This is a genomic window from Flavobacterium sp., assembly GCF_004295795.1.
Classification (GTDB): domain Bacteria; phylum Bacteroidota; class Bacteroidia; order Flavobacteriales; family Flavobacteriaceae; genus Flavobacterium.
Window position 1 is genome coordinate 193,768 of record NZ_SEBR01000005.1, and the last position, 16,963, is coordinate 210,730.

The window sequence follows — 16,963 nt, forward strand, 5'->3', positions numbered from 1 at the left end:
AGTTTTCAAAAGACAAATCGTCGGTTTAGGTTAAACAAAAAAAAGCACCCACAAAAACTGCAAGTGCTTATTCGAGGATTCAGAAAAAAAACCTTATTTCCTGACGACTTCCGAAAGCTCGATCATGTTGCCCCAAGGATCTCTGAAAAAAGCGAGTTTGCGTCCGATGGCTTCAAGGTAAAAGGTTTCGCCAACAATAGTAACACCTCGTTTTTTGAGTTCGGAGACGATTTTGTCCACGTCGGTTACGTCCATGCAAATGTGGTGATAGCCCGCAATTTCCAAGCTTTTCCCCAGATCATCGTAAACAACGGGTTTGGACAACTTCCCGTTTCCGAGAATTTCGATCCAGAAGTCGTTTGTGTTCGCAGGCGCAAGGTAGGCCAGTTTTTCATCGGCGTAAGCCCATTCGTGTATCACGCGAAAATCGAGTTTTTCGGTATACCATTTCTTTGCCGCTTCAAAGTCTGGAACGCGAATTCCCACGTGGTTGCCGGCGAATTCGGCCAATGCACTTTTCGGGTTCAGTTTGGGCATGTCGAATCCGGTTTCGTGTTTGTGTTGGGCTTGCATCGAAAGTGCGAAAATTCCGAAAGCGAGTACTGCAGATCTCAAAAAAGTTTTCATGATGTAAAGTTTTGAAGTTTGATGAGCCAAAGTTCACCAGACTCGAAAGCTTACGTCATAGCAATACCAATCGGTCGATTATGAAAATCAAAGATGAATCTCGAAATCAGGTCAAATCGGCTTTTAGGGAAATGATTTTTGAATCGCCGAACTCAAAATCGAATTCGCCTCCAACCTCGCCTCCGGGAAAATTACCGGTGAACCAAACCTCGAGATGCGCCGTATTTTCGCCGGTTTTTTTGAATTTGACGATGTTTGTTTGGGTGTTGTATCCGATGAAGTAATTTGTGAAATAGGTTCTTATGCCTTGATGTCCGACGAATTTTTGTCCCACCGAAGGATCGTCCAAAACCGCATCCAAGTGAAATTTTTCCAAAAAACCATCCGTATCGAAAGCGTTCGCCGCCTCGATCAATTCTTTTATAAGTGTTTCCATGTCAGTTGAAAGTCTGCCTGAAAGCCAACGGAGTCGCGTCGGTTTTCTTTTTGAAAAGTCTGTTGAGTGATTGCGGTTGTTCAAACCCGAGCCTGTAAGCGATTTCAGCGACCGAAAGTTCCGTTGCCGTAAGCAATTCCTTGGCTTTTTCAATCAATTTGTCGTGAATGTGTTGCTGCGCATTTTTCCCCGTGAGCGAACGCAGCATGTCGCTCAAATAGCGCGCTGACAAATGAAGTTCGTCGGCGAGGAATTCTACAGTCGGCAACCCGTTTGCAGACTTTTCCGAAGCGAAATAATCCTCGAGCAAAAGCTCCATTTTAGCAAGCAAATCGTGATTGACAGTCTTTCGCGTCAGAAATTGGCGCTTGTAGAAACGATTGCTGTAATTGAGCAAAACCTCGATATGCGACACGATTACGTCTTGGCTAAAATCATCCAGATTGTTGTTCAGTTCGTCTCGGATGTTGTCGAAAACCGAAAAAATGACTTGTTTTTCCTTATCGGACAAAAACAAAGCTTCGTTCACCGAATACGAAAAAAAGCCGTAAATCTTAATCTTGGCGGACAACGGATAAGTGCGAAGAAAATCCGGATGGATCAGCAAAGTATAGCCGTCATAATCGTTGTCGTGGTCGGCGCTCGACAGGATTTGATTGGGCGCGGTAAACGAAAATCCGCCTTCGTCGAAATCGTAGTGACCTTGGCCGTATCTAAGTTTTCCCTTGAGGTTTTTCTTGAATGAAATCTTGTAAAAATTCAGCAGCGCCACTTTTGGCAACTCCTCGTGAGGCGTTTTCATATCGGCATAATTGACAAGACTGATAAGCGGATGCAAAGGTTTCGGAAAGCCAAGTGCAAGATGCAATGCTGAAATCGAGTCGAACTTTTGCGGTTTTTGGGTCGCTTTCATATCGTAAAAATAAGGTTATACCGTGAACATTTCCCTAATCCGATCAAATTGCGACTGCATTCCGTTTTCGGATCTTTCGTCGTATAGTGTTTTCGCATCCGTTCCCACGACGTAACGAAATTGCGTTTTCCCGTCGGTTGCAGCTTCGAAAATTGCATTTGCGACGGTTGCCACTTTTGCGAAATTGCCGATGTTTTCTTCGGAATAACCTTCGGCGACTTTAGCCTCGAGTTTGGAATAAGCTTCGTGTTGCACGCCATCGAGCGAGCGTCCGGCGAAATCGGTCTGGATGCCGCCCGGCGCGATCGTTTTTACCGAGATCCCGAATTGGGCAAGTTCATAGGCAAGACTTTCCGAAAAACCTTCCACCGCAAATTTGGTCGCGGCATAGACCGAACACGTCGGATATCCGAAAAAGCCGAGCATCGAAGTCACGTTGAGGAATATTCCGCTGTTTTTTTGTCGGAAATAGGGCGTGAAAGCCTTTGTAACGCGGATCGTTCCGAGCAGATTCGTGTCGATTTGCCTCGCGATCTGTTCGTCTGAACAAGCTTCCAAAGCGCCGACCAATCCGTAACCGGCATTGTTCAATACCACGTCGACTTCATGAGTTTTGAGAATTTCGGCAATCGTCGTTTCAATATTTTTTGAATCCGACACATCGAGCTTCCTGATTATGATATTGTCGATCTTGTCCAATTCCGATTCGTTCTCGGGATTGCGCATCGTGGCGATGACTTGCCAACCGCGTTGCTGAAACAATTTTGCGGCTTCCTTTCCCAAACCTGACGATGCGCCTGTAATAAAAATAGTCTTCATGATAAAAGTGTTGTGATTACAGTGCAAAGTTGCGGTAATGCTGTTGTTTGGATGTTTCCGAAATGAGTTTGTGCTGCACCAAAATGACGTGAGACCTCAAAATCGGCACATAAAAACCTCATTTTTCACCACTTCTTTGATTTTCATAACGACCTCTTTGGCTTTCGTATGACGCGAGGCTTGTTGTTGCCGCAACTTTGTCTTGTACAAAACGGGAAACCGAATTGATACAACAAAAAAGTAGCAACAACAAAATCAAAGTCATGAATACAACAGATCAACAAGCTTTCAAATCACTCAACCAGGCGATAGCGAAAGCAAAAGAAATTGGTGTCAACGCGAACATCGCGATTCTCGACACGGCGGGTTATGTAAAAATGTTCAACAGAATGGACAACGCGTTTTTGGGTTCGATCGACATCGCCTTCGGAAAAGCCAAAACGGCGATGTTGTTCCGAATGAATTCTGAAGCGGTAGGAGAATTCCTGAATCCGGAAAACAAAACCTACGGAATGGTCGCCACGAACGGCGGACTCGTCGGTTTCAAAGGCGGAATTCCCGTAACCGAAAACAACGAAATCGTCGCCTACATAGGCGTATCAGGCGGAAGCCCCGATCAGGATTTCGAGATAGCATCGGCAGGAAGCAAACTTTGAATCAGTCTATCATCTATCATCTATTATCTACCAGTCTATTACCTATCATCTAAAAAATTTTCAACACTTAAATCACAAAAATCATGTCAACTAAAAAAACAATTTTGATCACCGGAGCAGGTTCCGGATTTGGAGAAGGAACAGCTTTCGGATTGGCCAAACTCGGCCACAAAATCATCGCCGGCGTGCAAATCGCTCCACAACTTACCGAATTGCGCAAAAAAGTCGAAGCTGCCGGATTGCAGGACAACATCGAGGTAATCAAACTCGACATTCTCGACAAATATGACGTGGCTTTGGCCGTAAAACGCGACATCGACGTGTTTTTCAGCAACGCCGGAATCGGGGAAAGCGGGCCAGCATTCGAAATTCCACTCGACTTGGTAAGAGGCAATTACGAAACCAACGTTTTCGCGCCGCTTGAGCTTTCTCAGAAATTCGCCGCCAAATGGATCCGCGAAGGCAAAAACGGAAAAATCGTGTTCACATCATCAATGGGCGGACTTTTCACGCCATCAGGTTACGGCATCTACGTCTCGACAAAACACGCACTTGAAGCGATCGCCGAAGCGCTGGCCAACGAATTGAATCCGTACGGAATCAAGATCCAGACGATAAATCCCGGCGCGTATCTTACCGGATACAACGAAACAATGGCCGAAAACGCATTCCGTTGGCTCGACGACGAAGTGAATTTCACCAAACGCGCTGACATGAAAGCCAATTTCGATTCGCTTTTGGGAACGCCAGAAGGCCGACTCGATCCTCAGGAAATGATCGAAGCAATGATCGAGATCGTTCCATCCGATGAAGGAAAATTCCGAAATGTCGTTCCGCAGTTCGTCGAGGATATGCTCAAGGAACATCAGTTGAAAGCTTGGGAAAACAGAATCTGATTTTTGTTGTTTCCGAGTCAAACGGACGGTTGTGTGAGCACCGTCCGTTTTTTTTGTGTCCGATTTTGCTTTGGAAGTCAATCGGTTGAATATCCGAAACCAAAAAATGGATACTGATTTTTCAAACCAACTTCCCTAACTTTAAAGTCCAAACAACTATGCAAATGATGCGAGTCACTCTTGATAGCAAGGAAATCAATATGTTGCGCGATCTTCCCGACATGATCCCCGTTTTTCGCGAATTCTTCGAAGATTGGACGATCCGCGTTTTCAATCGCGAGCAACACGAATGCCGAAACTATTTGTCGCCCAACCGACGCGAATTTTACAAAGCACTTTTCATCACAAAAGGCCAAGGCGTTTTCACGATGGGATTGAACACATATTATGTCGACGAACCTACTTTGTTGTTCATCCATCCGAACGACATCATTTCGTGGCGCAACCTTTCAGAAGGTGATTCCGGCGGCTATTACGTGCTTTTCAAGAAGTCGTTCGTGAACCATCATCCGCATCTGAAAAGCATCATCGACAAATTCGGATTGTTCACCGACAAATCGAAAAGCGTCATCAGGATGTCACAGGAACAAGTGCCGAAAATTTCTCAGTATTTCCAGAAAATGCAGGAAGAAGAACACGCTGAAGACGCTCAATTCAGCGAAGACGCGATGCAGGCTTTTCTGCAATTGCTCATGGTTGAAAGCATGAAAATCGCCAATTTCCCCAAACCTGATGTAGTGAGCGAAGATTATTCGCACGTGCACCATTTTTTCGATCTGCTCGAGAAGGAAACCTCGGGGATCAATTATACGACGCCAATCCGGATTAAGACGGCCAAGGAATTCGCCAACGATTTGCACATGCACCCGAATTACCTCAACGCCTTGCTCAAGAAACACACGGGCCAAAACGCCAGCACGCACATCCGCAACCGCATTCTCGACGAGGCCAAGGCATTGCTTCTGCAAACCGATTGGAGTTTGCAGGACATCAGTTTCAGCGTCGGTTTTGCCGATCAACCCAATTTTAGCCAGTTCTTCAAGAAAAATACCGGCATCACGCCCGCGGAATTCCGACGCAGTTCGTAAAAATCCACCAACACCGAAGCCTTTCTGAAATGAAGGGCTTTTTTTATGGCTAATCGGCTTTGATTTTCATAACGTCCGCTTTGGTATCGCTAAGGAAAAAACTGCGTCATCGGCGGAAATTTGTAATGCAGATTGGGAACAAACCCGTCGCATAACCAAATTCAAGTCATGAAAACAATTGCCATTATCGGAGCCGGAACGGGATTGAGCCAAGCCGTAGCCGAAACGTTCTCCAAACACGGTTTTGCCTTGCGGTTGATAAGCCGAAATGCTCAAAATCTCGAAAAGCTGGCCTCGCAACTCAAAGCCGACGGAATTGATGTCGATTTCGCTTCCGCGGATGCTGGAAATTCCCAACAATTATCGCAGGCACTCAAGAAACTCGAGCCGTCAACCGGATTCGACGTCGTGCTTTACAACGCCGCGGCGCTCAAAGCCAAAGACATCCTCGAGGAAACGTCCGAAACCTTGACGAGAGATTTCGAGGTCAACACGGCGGGCGCGTTGAACGCCATCCAAACCACTTACAACGGACTCAAAGCCACCAAAGGCGCATTTTTGCTTACCGGCGGCGGTTTGGCCTTAACGCCAAGTCCTGACTACGGAACGCTTTCTATCGGGAAAGCCGGATTGCGCAGCCTGGCTTTTCAACTGCACGATCGGTTGAAACCAGATGGGATTTATGTTGGGTTGCTAACCGTCGCCGGATTCATCGATGCTGAAAGCGAAACCCATTCACCCGAACTTCTCGCGAAGCTGTTCTGGCAACTTTACGAGCAAAGAGCTCAAGTCGAATTTCACAAATAAGCCATGAGAACTTCAGAAAACACAGCGTTGGTGACACTTTTCGTGAAAGTGAAAGCCAAATCGGGAAGCATTTCCAAAGCGAAATCGGTTTTGTTGTCAGATGTGCGTGGCGCCTGGACAGAATCAGGGAATCTCAAAATGGAACTTTATTCAGCCGAAGAAAATCCCGACACTTTCTACCTTTTCGAGCGTTGGGAAAATCAGGCGGCGCTCGAAAACCATTTTGTCCAACCCTACACGAAAGGCGCTTTCGATCTGCAAAACGGCGATCTGGATGCTCCAATCGAAATGAATTACCTCACGGAATTGTTTCCGAAAAACGAAAAATTGCAAAAAGAAGCACATCGTCCGCTAACGACTTTGCTCGTCGATTTCAAGACAAAACCCGGAAACGGCGCAGCTTTACAGTCGCTTTTCAAGGAATTTGTCCCGATTGTGAGAAATGAAAACGGCAATGTCGAGTTCCATTTTTACAAAGTCAACGGCAACGACGAAAGATTTGTGTTGTACGAAAGATGGGAATCGCAAGCAGCTCTTGACGCACACAACCAATCGGCGACGACCGCGAAATTGGTTTCGGCAGTTTCCGAATTGATATTTGGAACCGTTCAACAGTCAGTCATTTTTGCGGACGACATCAGTAACTCAAAATAAAAAATCATGAAAACACAAAAAATCTGGCTTATCACGGGCGCTTCGCAAGGACTCGGCTTGGCCACCGTAAAATATTTGCTTTCACAAGGCCAAATCGTGGTCGCGACGACGAGAAACGCATCGGCATTCCATTCCGAGGTCACACAAAATACGAACCTTGAAGTCCTGAGTCTCGACATCACGGACGAATCTTCGGTGTCAAAAACAATCGAATACATCTCGAAAAAGTACGGGCGAATCGACGTTTTGATCAACAACGCAGGTTTCGGATTCGCAGGCGCGATCGAAGAAGCTTCCGAAGCCGAAATCTCGAAAGTGCTGTCAGTAAACGTCGAGGCGATGTTGCGCGTCACGCGATATGTCTTGCCTGTGATGCGCCGCGCGAAAAACGGTCATATCATCAATCTTTCGTCTATCGCAGGTTTGGCGAGCACGGCCGGTTTTGGAATTTACAACGCCTCGAAATATGCAGTCGAAGGTTTTTCGGAAGCACTTTCACTCGAAACGAAAGCGCTCGGAATCAAGGTCACGCTTGTCGAACCAGGCGCTTTCCGAACCAATTTTTTAGATAGCTCGCTGGCCGTTGCAGATCGCACCGTTGCCGAATACGATGCCACCGCGGGCCAATTTCGACGCAACCTCCAGGCCAACAACGGGCGCCAGGCGGGAAACCCTCAAAAAGCGGCCCAAGTCATAGCATCGATTGTCGATATGGAACAACCTCCGCTTCGGCTTTTGCTAGGAAGTGACGCTTACAAACGCGCTGTTTCCAAGTTCGGCGAAGTCTCGGCAGAAATCGAACGCTTCAAAAACATCACACTTTCAACCGATTTCCAATCTTAAAACAAAAAATCATGAAACGACTAAAATTGGCGCTGTTGGCATTGCTTGGCGCAACATTCACGGGCATTGCCCAAACGCAGGAAGAAAACAAGAAAATCATCAGGGCAGGTTTTGAAAAATGGGCGAAAGGCGAAGGCAGTTTCTTCGATTTGCTCGCAGACGATATGGTCTGGACAATCAACGGCAGCGCGCCTTTGTCGAAAACTTACGTCGGAAAAAGGCAGTTTCTCGACGAGGTGATAAATCCGTTGAACGAAAGATTGTCGAACAAGATAGTCCCAACTGTAAAAGCGCTTTACGCCGACGGCGATGTCGTAATCGCGAGAATCGACGGGCAAGCAACGGCCAAAGACGGCCAAGCTTACAACATGTCTTATGCGTGGTTCATGACTTTGAAAAACGGCAAAATCGTGAAAGTCGACGCATTTCTCGACGCAATCCAGTTCGCCGACATCATGAAGCGCATCAAGTGAAAGAATGACCTCGGTTTGAGTTTTTGGATGCTCCGAAAATAGTCGGTCATCGGACTTAAAAAAAGGCGGAATCAGTTACGATTCCGCCTTGCTAACCAAACCTAACAATCGATTTTTATGCTTTTTCGTCCATTCCGTCGGCTTCGGCCGCATCGAAATTGATAGTGTTGTAAGCTTTTTCAGTGAGTAACTTGTCGCATTCTTTTTCTTCGGCCAACGTCATTTGGAGTTGTTCCATGGCTTCGGTTTCGCCTATGGTTTTCGCCCAAGCCGCCAAAGTGCCGTATGTTGCGATTTCATAATGCTCGACTTTTTGTGCCGCGGCGATGATTCCGGCGTCGCGAACCGCTCCAGGTTCAGATTCTTCCATGATCGATTGGGCTTCCTTGATGAGTCCGTCCATGGCGTCGCATTTTTTGGCTACGGCTTTTTCGCCGATGAGCGCAAATATGTTTTCCAATCTCGTGACTTGTCCTTCAGTGATCGTCAAATGTTCGTCAACGGCCATTTTGAGATCGCTCGATGTTGCGTTTTTGGACATTTTCGGAAGCGATTTCGTGAGTGCTTTTTCGGCCCAATAAATGTCTTTGAGTCCGTCTACGAACAATTCGCGCAATTCTTCGGCCGCCGATCGCTTGGCTTTTATTTGTCCTTTCGCCGGACTTTTTGCAGCCGCCGGACTTTTTGCTTTTGTGTTTGATTTCGAAGCCGTGGTGGCTGTCGCTTTTGTTTTGGTTGCTGTTGTAGCCATGTTGCTTTGTTTTATGATTTGTAATTCTGTTGCAACAAAGTTCAACACTTAGGCTTGGAAGCACTTACACAATTTTTCGTATCCGATGCACGATCGCCTTACACGCAAAAAACCTCCCGTTTCCAGAAGGTCTTTTTTCAATTGAATTTGGAAATTTATCGTTTGATCACCCGAAGCGTTTTCACGAATCCGGATTGCGTCACGACAATATTGTAAACGCCCGAAGCGTATCGTTCCCCGAATTTTTGGGCTTTCGCCGATGCGACGTCGAATTCTCGTGTTTCGATCAGCTTGCCGACCATGTCGTAAACCTTGACCGATACCTTTTCATCGCCCGACGTTTCCAGTTCGATCGCGAATTCCTGAGAATACGGATTCGGGAAGGCCCGAACCTTGAAATCGAACAGCGGAAGCGGTTCGTCCTTTTCGTCTTTTACGGCATTTCTCGAAACGCCCGGAGCGATTACCAGACAATTTTCCCCAAATGGCGACCAATAGCCCGAAGTCTGCAAGGCCACGCGCACGGCATACTGCGCGCCCGGAACGAAATTCGGGACGCTGGCGAACGTGAACCAGTTTATCGATCGGTCGACGGTTATCTGCTCGAAAGTCGTCATGTTCGTGATCTCAAATCGGTACGCCTGGACGCGGTCAAGACTCGTCGTCGTGATTTTCGTGCCTGTAGCCGCAATCGTCACGCCGCAGTTCGTCAATGTCGGAACATTTGGTGTCGAGACGTTGCAAGGCGCTCCGAAACCGCTCCAGTTGCCGTTCGTCCTTACCGAAACTTCTACCTGGTAAGTTGTTCCGTAAGTGAATCGCGAGAGCATCGTGATGGAGAACCAGTTGATGTTTCTTTCGATGGTCTGGACGACGTTTGCGCCCGTTCCGTTCGTCAAATCGGTAACCCTGAATCTGTAACCCGTCACGCCCGGAAGGCTTGTCGTGGCAATCAGCGAGCCTATGCTTGGCAATGTCGCGCCGCAAAGCGATGGTGAAACCGATGCCGCTCCGCCCGGAGAAAGCACCGCCGGAGTCGAGACCAGACAGTTTGTGCCGTAATAATTCAGCCAGATGCCGTTTCTTCTGAGCATTACCGAAATCGAATACGTCGTGGCATAGTCGTAATTGGCGAGCAAACTGAAACTGAAGTTGGGAACGTTGCGATCGATGGTCTGCACAGCGTTCGTGGACACGTTCACGATCCGGAAACGGTAACCGTCGACCGGCGCGATGTAATTGACCGCTCCGACCAAAGAGCCCATCGATACCAATGTCGTTCCGCATTGCGAAGGCAAAACCTGAGAATAGAGCAAACTTCCCTCGTCGATGTTTCCGTCGCAGTTGTCGTCGATGCCGTTGTAAGGAATCTCACCTTGTCCCGGATTCACCGCCGCGAGGTTGTCGTTGCAGTCGGAATTGTTTGTCGAGTAGCCGTTTGGCGCTGTCGTGGCATTTAACGCGCAGACCTGAACCATCTGGTTTCCGGTTCCAAATCCGTCGAAATCGGCATCGACGTAAAACGGATATTGGGCGTGCATCGTAGCGTCGTTGTCGTTGCAATCCGTGTTGTTCAAGGCGTAACCGACCGGCGGTGAATTCGCGTCAACCGCACAAACCGAAACCAAATTGCCGATTCCGTAGCTGTCGTGATCCGCATCGGTATAGAAACCGAAAGTCGCGTGCACCATTGGATTGTTGTCGTTGCAATCTGATCCGAGCGAAGTCAATGAATAGCCGTTCGGAAGTTGGTTTCCGTAGCAAACTGTTGACGAACCAACCGAATAGCCATCCGCGTCAGCGTCGACATACAAAAGATTGCTTTGGAAAATAGCTGGATTGTTGTCGTTGCAATCAGTATCGTTCAGGGAGAATCCTGTCGGCGGGGTCGAGGCGTTCGGAGCGCAGGCGTAAACCTGACCTCCGGTGCCGTATCCGTCATTGTCCGCATCGGTATAGAAGAAATAGTTAGAATGGATGCTCGCATCGTTGTCGTTGCAGTCGGTTCCGCCCGAGAAAATCGAATAACCTGCAGGAACTGTATTTCCGTAGCAGACCAATTCCGACCCGACCGAATAGCCATCGGCATCCTGATCAATGTAAAGCGTGAAAGACTGGAAAACAGCTGCGTTGTTATCATTGCAATCCGTTCCCAGTGAATTTATCGAATAGCCCGTAGGAGCCGACGTCCCATAACATTGTTCAGACAAGCCATTGCTGTAACCGTCGCCGTCCATATCGATATATATAGTTCCGGTTGTAAATACTGCTGCGTCATTGTCGTTGCAATCGGTGTTATTGGTAGTATATCCGTCCGGTACGCCTGTGCAGGAAAGAGCGCTTACCGCAGGATCTCCAAAGCCATCCTGGTCAGCATCCATGTAGATTCTGATATAAGGAATTACGGTAACCGTTGCCGATCCAGCCAACGTAACCGAAGCATTGGCATTAGTAACCGACACCAACGTATAGGTAGTTGTCGCATTCGGCAAAACCAAGATCGGGTTAAGACTCGAATAGTTATTTATTTGAAAAACCTGCGAACCGTTGCTATATTGAACCGTGAACGTCATGTTCGCATTTGGTATCGATATGCGAAGCACGGCCGCATCACCTTGGCAGATTGACGTGGAACCCAAAAACTGGGCCGTAAGAGTTATCGATGTGATACTGGCCGATAATCCGGTAGGTTGCAGTAAGGTGTAATTTCCGAAATTTGCTCCGCCCAGCGTGAATTGCGAGGTTACTGCGATGTTATTTCCGACATGAGGCGAGGCAAAAGTTCCCGCAGTCGAAGCCAGCGTCACGACATCTGGAGAAATGACGCCAACAAGTGTCGCACCGCTGATAAAAGCCGAGGTAGTTCCATCGTAAACTTTGTTGTTAGCCACGGCATTGTTCACTGTAAGTGCTTTTGGAGTGATATTGGCCGATAAATTTACAGGTTGCGTCAAAGTATAATTCCCAGATTGCGCGCCCGACAAAGTTGTAGTCGAAGTCACCGGAATATTGTTCCCGACGTTCATCGAAGCAAATGTTCCCGTGCCCGAAAAAGCTACGTTATCTGATCCTACAATTCCCGAAAGCGTTCCAGAAATTGTCGCATTGATTGTCCTGTCGTAAACTTTGTTTTGGGCGACGACCGATGCGATCGTAAGTTCTTTTGGAGTTACCGTCAAGGTTTGGGTTACGGTCGCAGCCGAATTGTAGAACACATTGCCGGCTTGGTTGGCCGAAATCGTGGTCGTGCCGACGCCAGTCAGCGTGACGGTATTTCCGGAAATCGTCGCCACCGACGGATTCGAGCTCGTGTAAGTGATTCCGAGTCCCGAACTCGCTGTCGCGTTGAGGTTGAAGTTCGATCCGTAAACCGCATTCTGCAAAGAGTTGAACGTGATCGTCTGGTTTTGGACGCCTTGTCCGACAACCCAATTGCTCGTTGCGCCGTTTAGCGTAAAATTGTTCAGCGTTCCATGGAAATTCCCGTTGACGTTGTTCTCGTTGAGGTAAATGACCGTCGGATTGTTGCCGCCAGCGATTCCTTCGTCGAATGAATATTTGGCAAGCCAACCGTTTACTGGAGTTCTGGCAGAAGTGTAGATATCGGTTGCACTTAGAGCCGACGGATAAATTACCAAATCGTCCACCGAACCCTGCAAAAGCGTATTCTCGTTGATGTTTTTTCCCAATATCATAAATGTGCTCGCATCGTAAAGCAACGGCGTACCGTTGTAAGATCCCGATCCCACCTCGATACCGTTCGCGTAGATTTTATAACCCGACGGCGTCACGGCATAAGCGATGTGCATCCATTGGTTGGCCGAATAGCTGAAAGTCGCGTCGGCAGCGGTCGTTAGCCAGCCCGAGCCGTTTCCGATGTCGCCGTGTATTAAATTCCCATTTAGGATTTGGATGTCGAAAGTCGTGGCGAATCCACTTCTTGTTGAAAAGAGCGCCATGTTTTTCGTGGGGTGCGTCGGTTTTACCCACATCATTACGGTAAAGTTTCCGCTTACTGTTGCATTCTGAGTTGGCATTTGGACGAAATCGTCGGTTCCGTCAAAATCCAAAGCATTGTCTGACGCGGAGTTAGCCGGAAGCACTTTTACGGTGTAAGTTGCCGAAGTGCCGCAACCGGGAATCGTTGCCGTGTAAGTTGTGGTCACGGTAGGCGAGGCGATTACCGTCGTGCCCGTGGTGGTGTTCAATCCTGTCGAAGGCGTCCAAATGAACGAACTTGATCCCGTCGCGGTTAGCGTGCTGGAACCGCCTGTTCCGATAAAAGATTGCGTGCCCGAAATAGTTGGTGAGGTGCCGATGTTTACAAGCGTCGGCAAACTCGTTACCGAACAGCCGCTCGAGGTGATCGCTACCGTGTAAGACCCGGATGTCGTAGTCGTTATATCAGGAGTAGTTGCCCCGTTCGACCACAAAAAGGTTGTATTTGCCGGAGGTGCGATTAGTCGCGATGTCCATGAAACACCGTTCGTGAGTGTCGAAGTTGCGTTGTTCGAAACGTTGCTGACCGATGTGCCACTTCCTTCGCTGAATTGATAGTTGCTGACAAGATTGGCCGTTCCCGCCGGGAAATCAGCTACCATATCCTGCGTGATCTGTGCCGACGTCCGAACCGTATTCCACATTTTAACGTCATCGAGACTTCCGTTGTAGAAGTTGCCGCCGGTCCTGATTCCGCCCAAACGGATCGTTCCTGCCGTAAGTGGGCCGTTTTGAGGTGCGGTTCCACTAGCATCGAGAACGCCATTGATGTATATTTTCATCTCGCCGCTTCCGTCCTTCCTGGTAACTGCTACATGGATCCATTGTCCGGTATTTATAGAAGTCGCCGACGTAATCGTATAAAAATTATAATCGTAGAATGCCCCTAGTCCGAACGCGAGCTTGTTCCCGAGAAGTGAGGTGCCGAAAGCCGGAGGTGGGTTATCATTGTAAATATCATATCCGTCCACGATGCCTTTCCCTGAGATCCAACTGTATCCGGTTGCCCCGGTTTGCGTAGTTTTCATCCAGAATTCGATCGTGAAATCGTTCGAGAACGTCCGCGAAACATCCACATAATCGTCCACGCCGTCGAACTGTAAAGCCGAATTTTGTTGCGAGGTGGTCAACGTTACGGGTTGTCCGTTACACGAGGTTGCGTTGTTGGCCGAGTAAATAATCGGCTTCGGACCCGAAAACGTGAGCGTCGCCCCAGCTGAAGTCACCGAACAGATTCCATTCGCAGACTTAAGCACGACATCAAAAATGCCATTTTGAGTGTAGTCCGGATTTGTCAATTGTAGCGTGGCGGTATTGACGTTCGAATAGGCACCCGAATTGGTCAGGTTGACGCCGTTGCGACGCCATTGGTAAGTTGCGACATTGCTGGCTGTAACAGAGAAAGAAGTCGATCCCGGACACATCGTGACCGATTGTGGTTGAGCCGAAATTACCGGTAACGGCGTAATCGAGATGCTTTGTGAACTTGTCGCGCTTCCCGCAATATTCTGCACGGTAACTTGTCCGGAGAGATTCGCGTTTGGTGGCGTCACGACGATCTGGCTTCCGCTGGAAACAGTGTACGGAACTTCAGTTGAACCGATCCGGACGGAGCTGATATTGAAAAAATTGCTTCCGCTAATCGTAAAAGTAGACGAGGAACAAATCGATGTGGCACTGATTCCTGTGATTGTGGGTGCGGAGATTGTCAGGAAATTGCCCGCATCGGCACCGATGTCGTTTGGCGAAAGGTTCGATCGGGTTTGGTTATCGACATCTACGAGCAACGGGACGTACGGGAAACCTCCGTAACCGCGAGCCTCGATTATAGTTGGTGTCGAAGGTTTGATGTGAAGATCCGTCGCGGAAATGAACTGCGGATCCCCGAAAAAACTTGGGCTTTGTGTCGAAGCCAGTGCGTTGATTTGTGCCAGTGTCGGAATATCCGAAGTTGGCGTGCCCGAGATCACGTATCCATTTCCTGTTCCGTAAAATACATTGGAACGACTGTAATGCTGAGTGGAAATCCTGGCGCTGTAGTTACCGCCCGATCCGGATCCCGAATTGGTTCTCATGTTGACAAAGATATTGTCGTTTATATCAAGCATGTAATTTCCGTTACCACTACCATTTCCAAGATGGAAAAATGCAACCGATGTCGCGTCTCCCGATGATTTGGTTCCGCCTACATAGATACTGTTGCTTTCGAAAAACCGGTTGCCGCCACCCGTTCCACGAATCGCCGAGATGCCGTAAATGGTCGGCCCGCTGGTTATATCGGTTCCCAAAGAAACCATGTTATTGCGTATGAGTAACGCCGCCGCCTGGATCGACATGCCACGAACTTGTGAACCGCTGTTGGTTGAATTCGAAAATATCGTGTATACCTGGTTTTTTTCGGTCGCCAACTCTCCTCCGCTTACAAAGGCTTGAATTCCGGAGGTATACGACTTGTTGTCACTATTGTTGTTTCTGATATTCTGAACAATATTTGATGCTATTACGCGCTGCGGGCCACCTTGATAATCGTCGGAATAATCAATTCCCGAAATGTATAATGTGGTGTCAGTTCCCGGGAAGTTCGCGGTAAGTCCGCTTATTGTATTCGAATTGATCGAGCCGAGTCTCGGGCCGTATTGTTTGATTCCGGCAAGGCCGCAACCCGATGCCGTCGAAGTACACGTCATAAAAGAACCGGACGGCGAGCCGATCATGTTGTTGTTGCAGATGAAATTTCCCAGGCCGGTACTGGCACTGTTGGTGATTCCGGTCATCTCGTAACGTCCGCCTCCAGTAATCGAAATCCCACCGATGTTATTGTTCGAGGCAGTTGTGCTTGGAGTTGTGATGGCTGAGTTGATTCCGTACACAAATGCGTTTTTTGTCGATCCCGCGTAATTCATTACAATGGAGTTGGTGCCATCGGTCGCACCAATCGTATTGCCGGTGACGATCGCCTCGCCCTTGCGTGCGGAAATTCCTGTAAAACCGACTCCTGTAGCGCCATTTCCATCGGCCATTGCGATACGTCTTATCGTGTTGTTGCTGATGGTGTAAGTGGCCGAGAACGCTTCAACAAATATCGCAGTAAAAGAGCCCGACAACATATTCCAAGTTCCGGTGTTGGAGTCGTTCGCTCCGCCAATTTCGTTATTCCTGATTGTGGTCGGCCCGTCGCCGCTAAAGGTCGTTACGTAGCGTATTTCGATCGCACTCAAACTGTTGTATTGGCGTGATATGCTTTGATAGAATTTGTTCGCATCTATAAGAACTCCAGCTGTTTGATACAAACTTATCCCGGAACTATACATCGTCGCCGCACTGTCTCCGAAATCATGGATGCGATTCGATGTAAATACGCCATTGCGCACCGAACCCGCCGGACTTGAATGTTCTGTTGAATAGATGCCATATTTGATTGGTGTAGCGTTATTTGTCGAAGCTAACTCGCAATTCGAGACTGTTACATTTACAATGTTTCCACCCGAAGTGTCCAAATGAACACAGGTCGCCCTTTCGGCCGCGATAATTTTGCAATTGGCAACGGTAATGTCCTGGATCGGTCCTACGAACGATATGCCGTAACTGCTCACTACATTTTGCCTGATAGTCAGTCTGTTTTGGCCGTCAATGGTGAAACCGCCCCTTTTCACGTAAAGTCGGTTGTTGAAATTCAGCGTGAATGTCGCGCTGCCAGCCGCCGGTCTGATAACAATCGAAGTGACGTTGGGTGAACTCGGCTGCGTATTCAGGGTCGCTTCTTGGTCATCGGTGACGTCGGATGTAATTTCGATCACGACCGCACCAGAGAATGCGTTGCTGTTTATCGCGGTAAAAGCACTTTTGAGATTAGAATAATTCGTAGTCCCGATTCTGACCTGCGCACTGGCCGACAGCGCAAGAAACGCAAAAACAAAAAGATAAAATTTTCTCATAAGATTGTGGTTCCCGATTTTCCGGAATCCGCAACAAAGAGAGTCTTTTGGGCTTTCTTTAACTAA

13 protein-coding genes are annotated in these 16,963 nt (G+C 48.1%); 7 read left to right on the forward strand and 6 right to left on the reverse strand.

The genetic code is table 11. From position 1 onward, the window contains the following. Positions 1-93 precede the first annotated feature (93 nt). The 4 genes from EOO49_RS06440 to EOO49_RS06455 form a co-directional block, all read right to left on the reverse strand. A complete protein-coding gene (locus tag EOO49_RS06440) occupies positions 94-627 on the reverse strand; it encodes a VOC family protein (RefSeq protein WP_290843888.1) in 534 nt (177 codons plus the stop codon). 106 nt (positions 628-733) lie between these two features. Beyond that, complete coding sequence (locus tag EOO49_RS06445; RefSeq protein ID WP_290843891.1) at positions 734-1,063, reverse strand: nuclear transport factor 2 family protein; 330 nt, start codon at positions 1,061-1,063, stop codon at positions 734-736. Between the two features lies 1 nt (position 1,064). Further along, positions 1,065-1,976, reverse strand: coding sequence for an AraC family transcriptional regulator (locus EOO49_RS06450; RefSeq protein WP_290843892.1), 912 nt, complete (start codon positions 1,974-1,976; stop codon positions 1,065-1,067). A 15-nt stretch (positions 1,977-1,991) separates the two neighbouring features. After that, positions 1,992-2,795 carry an SDR family oxidoreductase gene (locus EOO49_RS06455; protein ID WP_290843894.1) on the reverse strand — a complete coding sequence of 268 codons (804 nt, stop codon included), beginning with the start codon at positions 2,793-2,795 and terminating at the stop codon, positions 1,992-1,994. 263 nt (positions 2,796-3,058) lie between these two features. On the opposite strand from EOO49_RS06455, the gene EOO49_RS06460 reads away from it, so the two are divergent. The 7 genes from EOO49_RS06460 (at position 3,059) to EOO49_RS06490 (ending at position 8,212) form a co-directional block, all read left to right on the forward strand. Next, the gene (locus EOO49_RS06460) at positions 3,059-3,451 is read left to right on the forward strand and encodes a heme-binding protein (RefSeq protein WP_290843896.1); all 393 of its coding nucleotides are present in this window, start codon (positions 3,059-3,061) and stop codon (positions 3,449-3,451) included. 83 nt (positions 3,452-3,534) lie between these two features. Continuing rightward, positions 3,535-4,347, forward strand: a complete 813-nt coding sequence (locus tag EOO49_RS06465) for an SDR family oxidoreductase (RefSeq protein WP_290843898.1) — start codon at positions 3,535-3,537, stop codon at positions 4,345-4,347. Between the two features lie 164 nt (positions 4,348-4,511). Continuing rightward, positions 4,512-5,435 carry an AraC family transcriptional regulator gene (locus tag EOO49_RS06470; RefSeq protein ID WP_290843900.1) on the forward strand — a complete coding sequence of 308 codons (924 nt, stop codon included), beginning with the start codon at positions 4,512-4,514 and terminating at the stop codon, positions 5,433-5,435. Positions 5,436-5,603: 168 nt separating this feature from the next. After that, a complete protein-coding gene (locus tag EOO49_RS06475) occupies positions 5,604-6,242 on the forward strand; it encodes an SDR family NAD(P)-dependent oxidoreductase (RefSeq protein ID WP_290843902.1) in 639 nt (212 codons plus the stop codon). 3 nt (positions 6,243-6,245) lie between these two features. Beyond that, positions 6,246-6,896, forward strand: coding sequence for a putative quinol monooxygenase (locus EOO49_RS06480; RefSeq protein ID WP_290843904.1), 651 nt, complete (start codon positions 6,246-6,248; stop codon positions 6,894-6,896). A gap of 6 nt (positions 6,897-6,902) precedes the next feature. Next, complete coding sequence (locus EOO49_RS06485; RefSeq protein ID WP_290843906.1) at positions 6,903-7,739, forward strand: oxidoreductase; 837 nt, start codon at positions 6,903-6,905, stop codon at positions 7,737-7,739. Positions 7,740-7,750: 11 nt separating this feature from the next. Then, positions 7,751-8,212 carry a nuclear transport factor 2 family protein gene (locus EOO49_RS06490; protein ID WP_290843908.1) on the forward strand — a complete coding sequence of 154 codons (462 nt, stop codon included), beginning with the start codon at positions 7,751-7,753 and terminating at the stop codon, positions 8,210-8,212. 115 nt (positions 8,213-8,327) lie between these two features. Here EOO49_RS06490 and EOO49_RS06495 read toward each other — a convergent pair whose 3' ends face one another. Further along, positions 8,328-8,963, reverse strand: a complete 636-nt coding sequence (locus EOO49_RS06495) for a ferritin-like domain-containing protein (protein ID WP_290843910.1) — start codon at positions 8,961-8,963, stop codon at positions 8,328-8,330. Positions 8,964-9,118: 155 nt separating this feature from the next. Continuing rightward, positions 9,119-16,897 carry a LamG-like jellyroll fold domain-containing protein gene (locus EOO49_RS06500; RefSeq protein WP_290843912.1) on the reverse strand — a complete coding sequence of 2,593 codons (7,779 nt, stop codon included), beginning with the start codon at positions 16,895-16,897 and terminating at the stop codon, positions 9,119-9,121. Positions 16,898-16,963 lie beyond the last annotated feature (66 nt).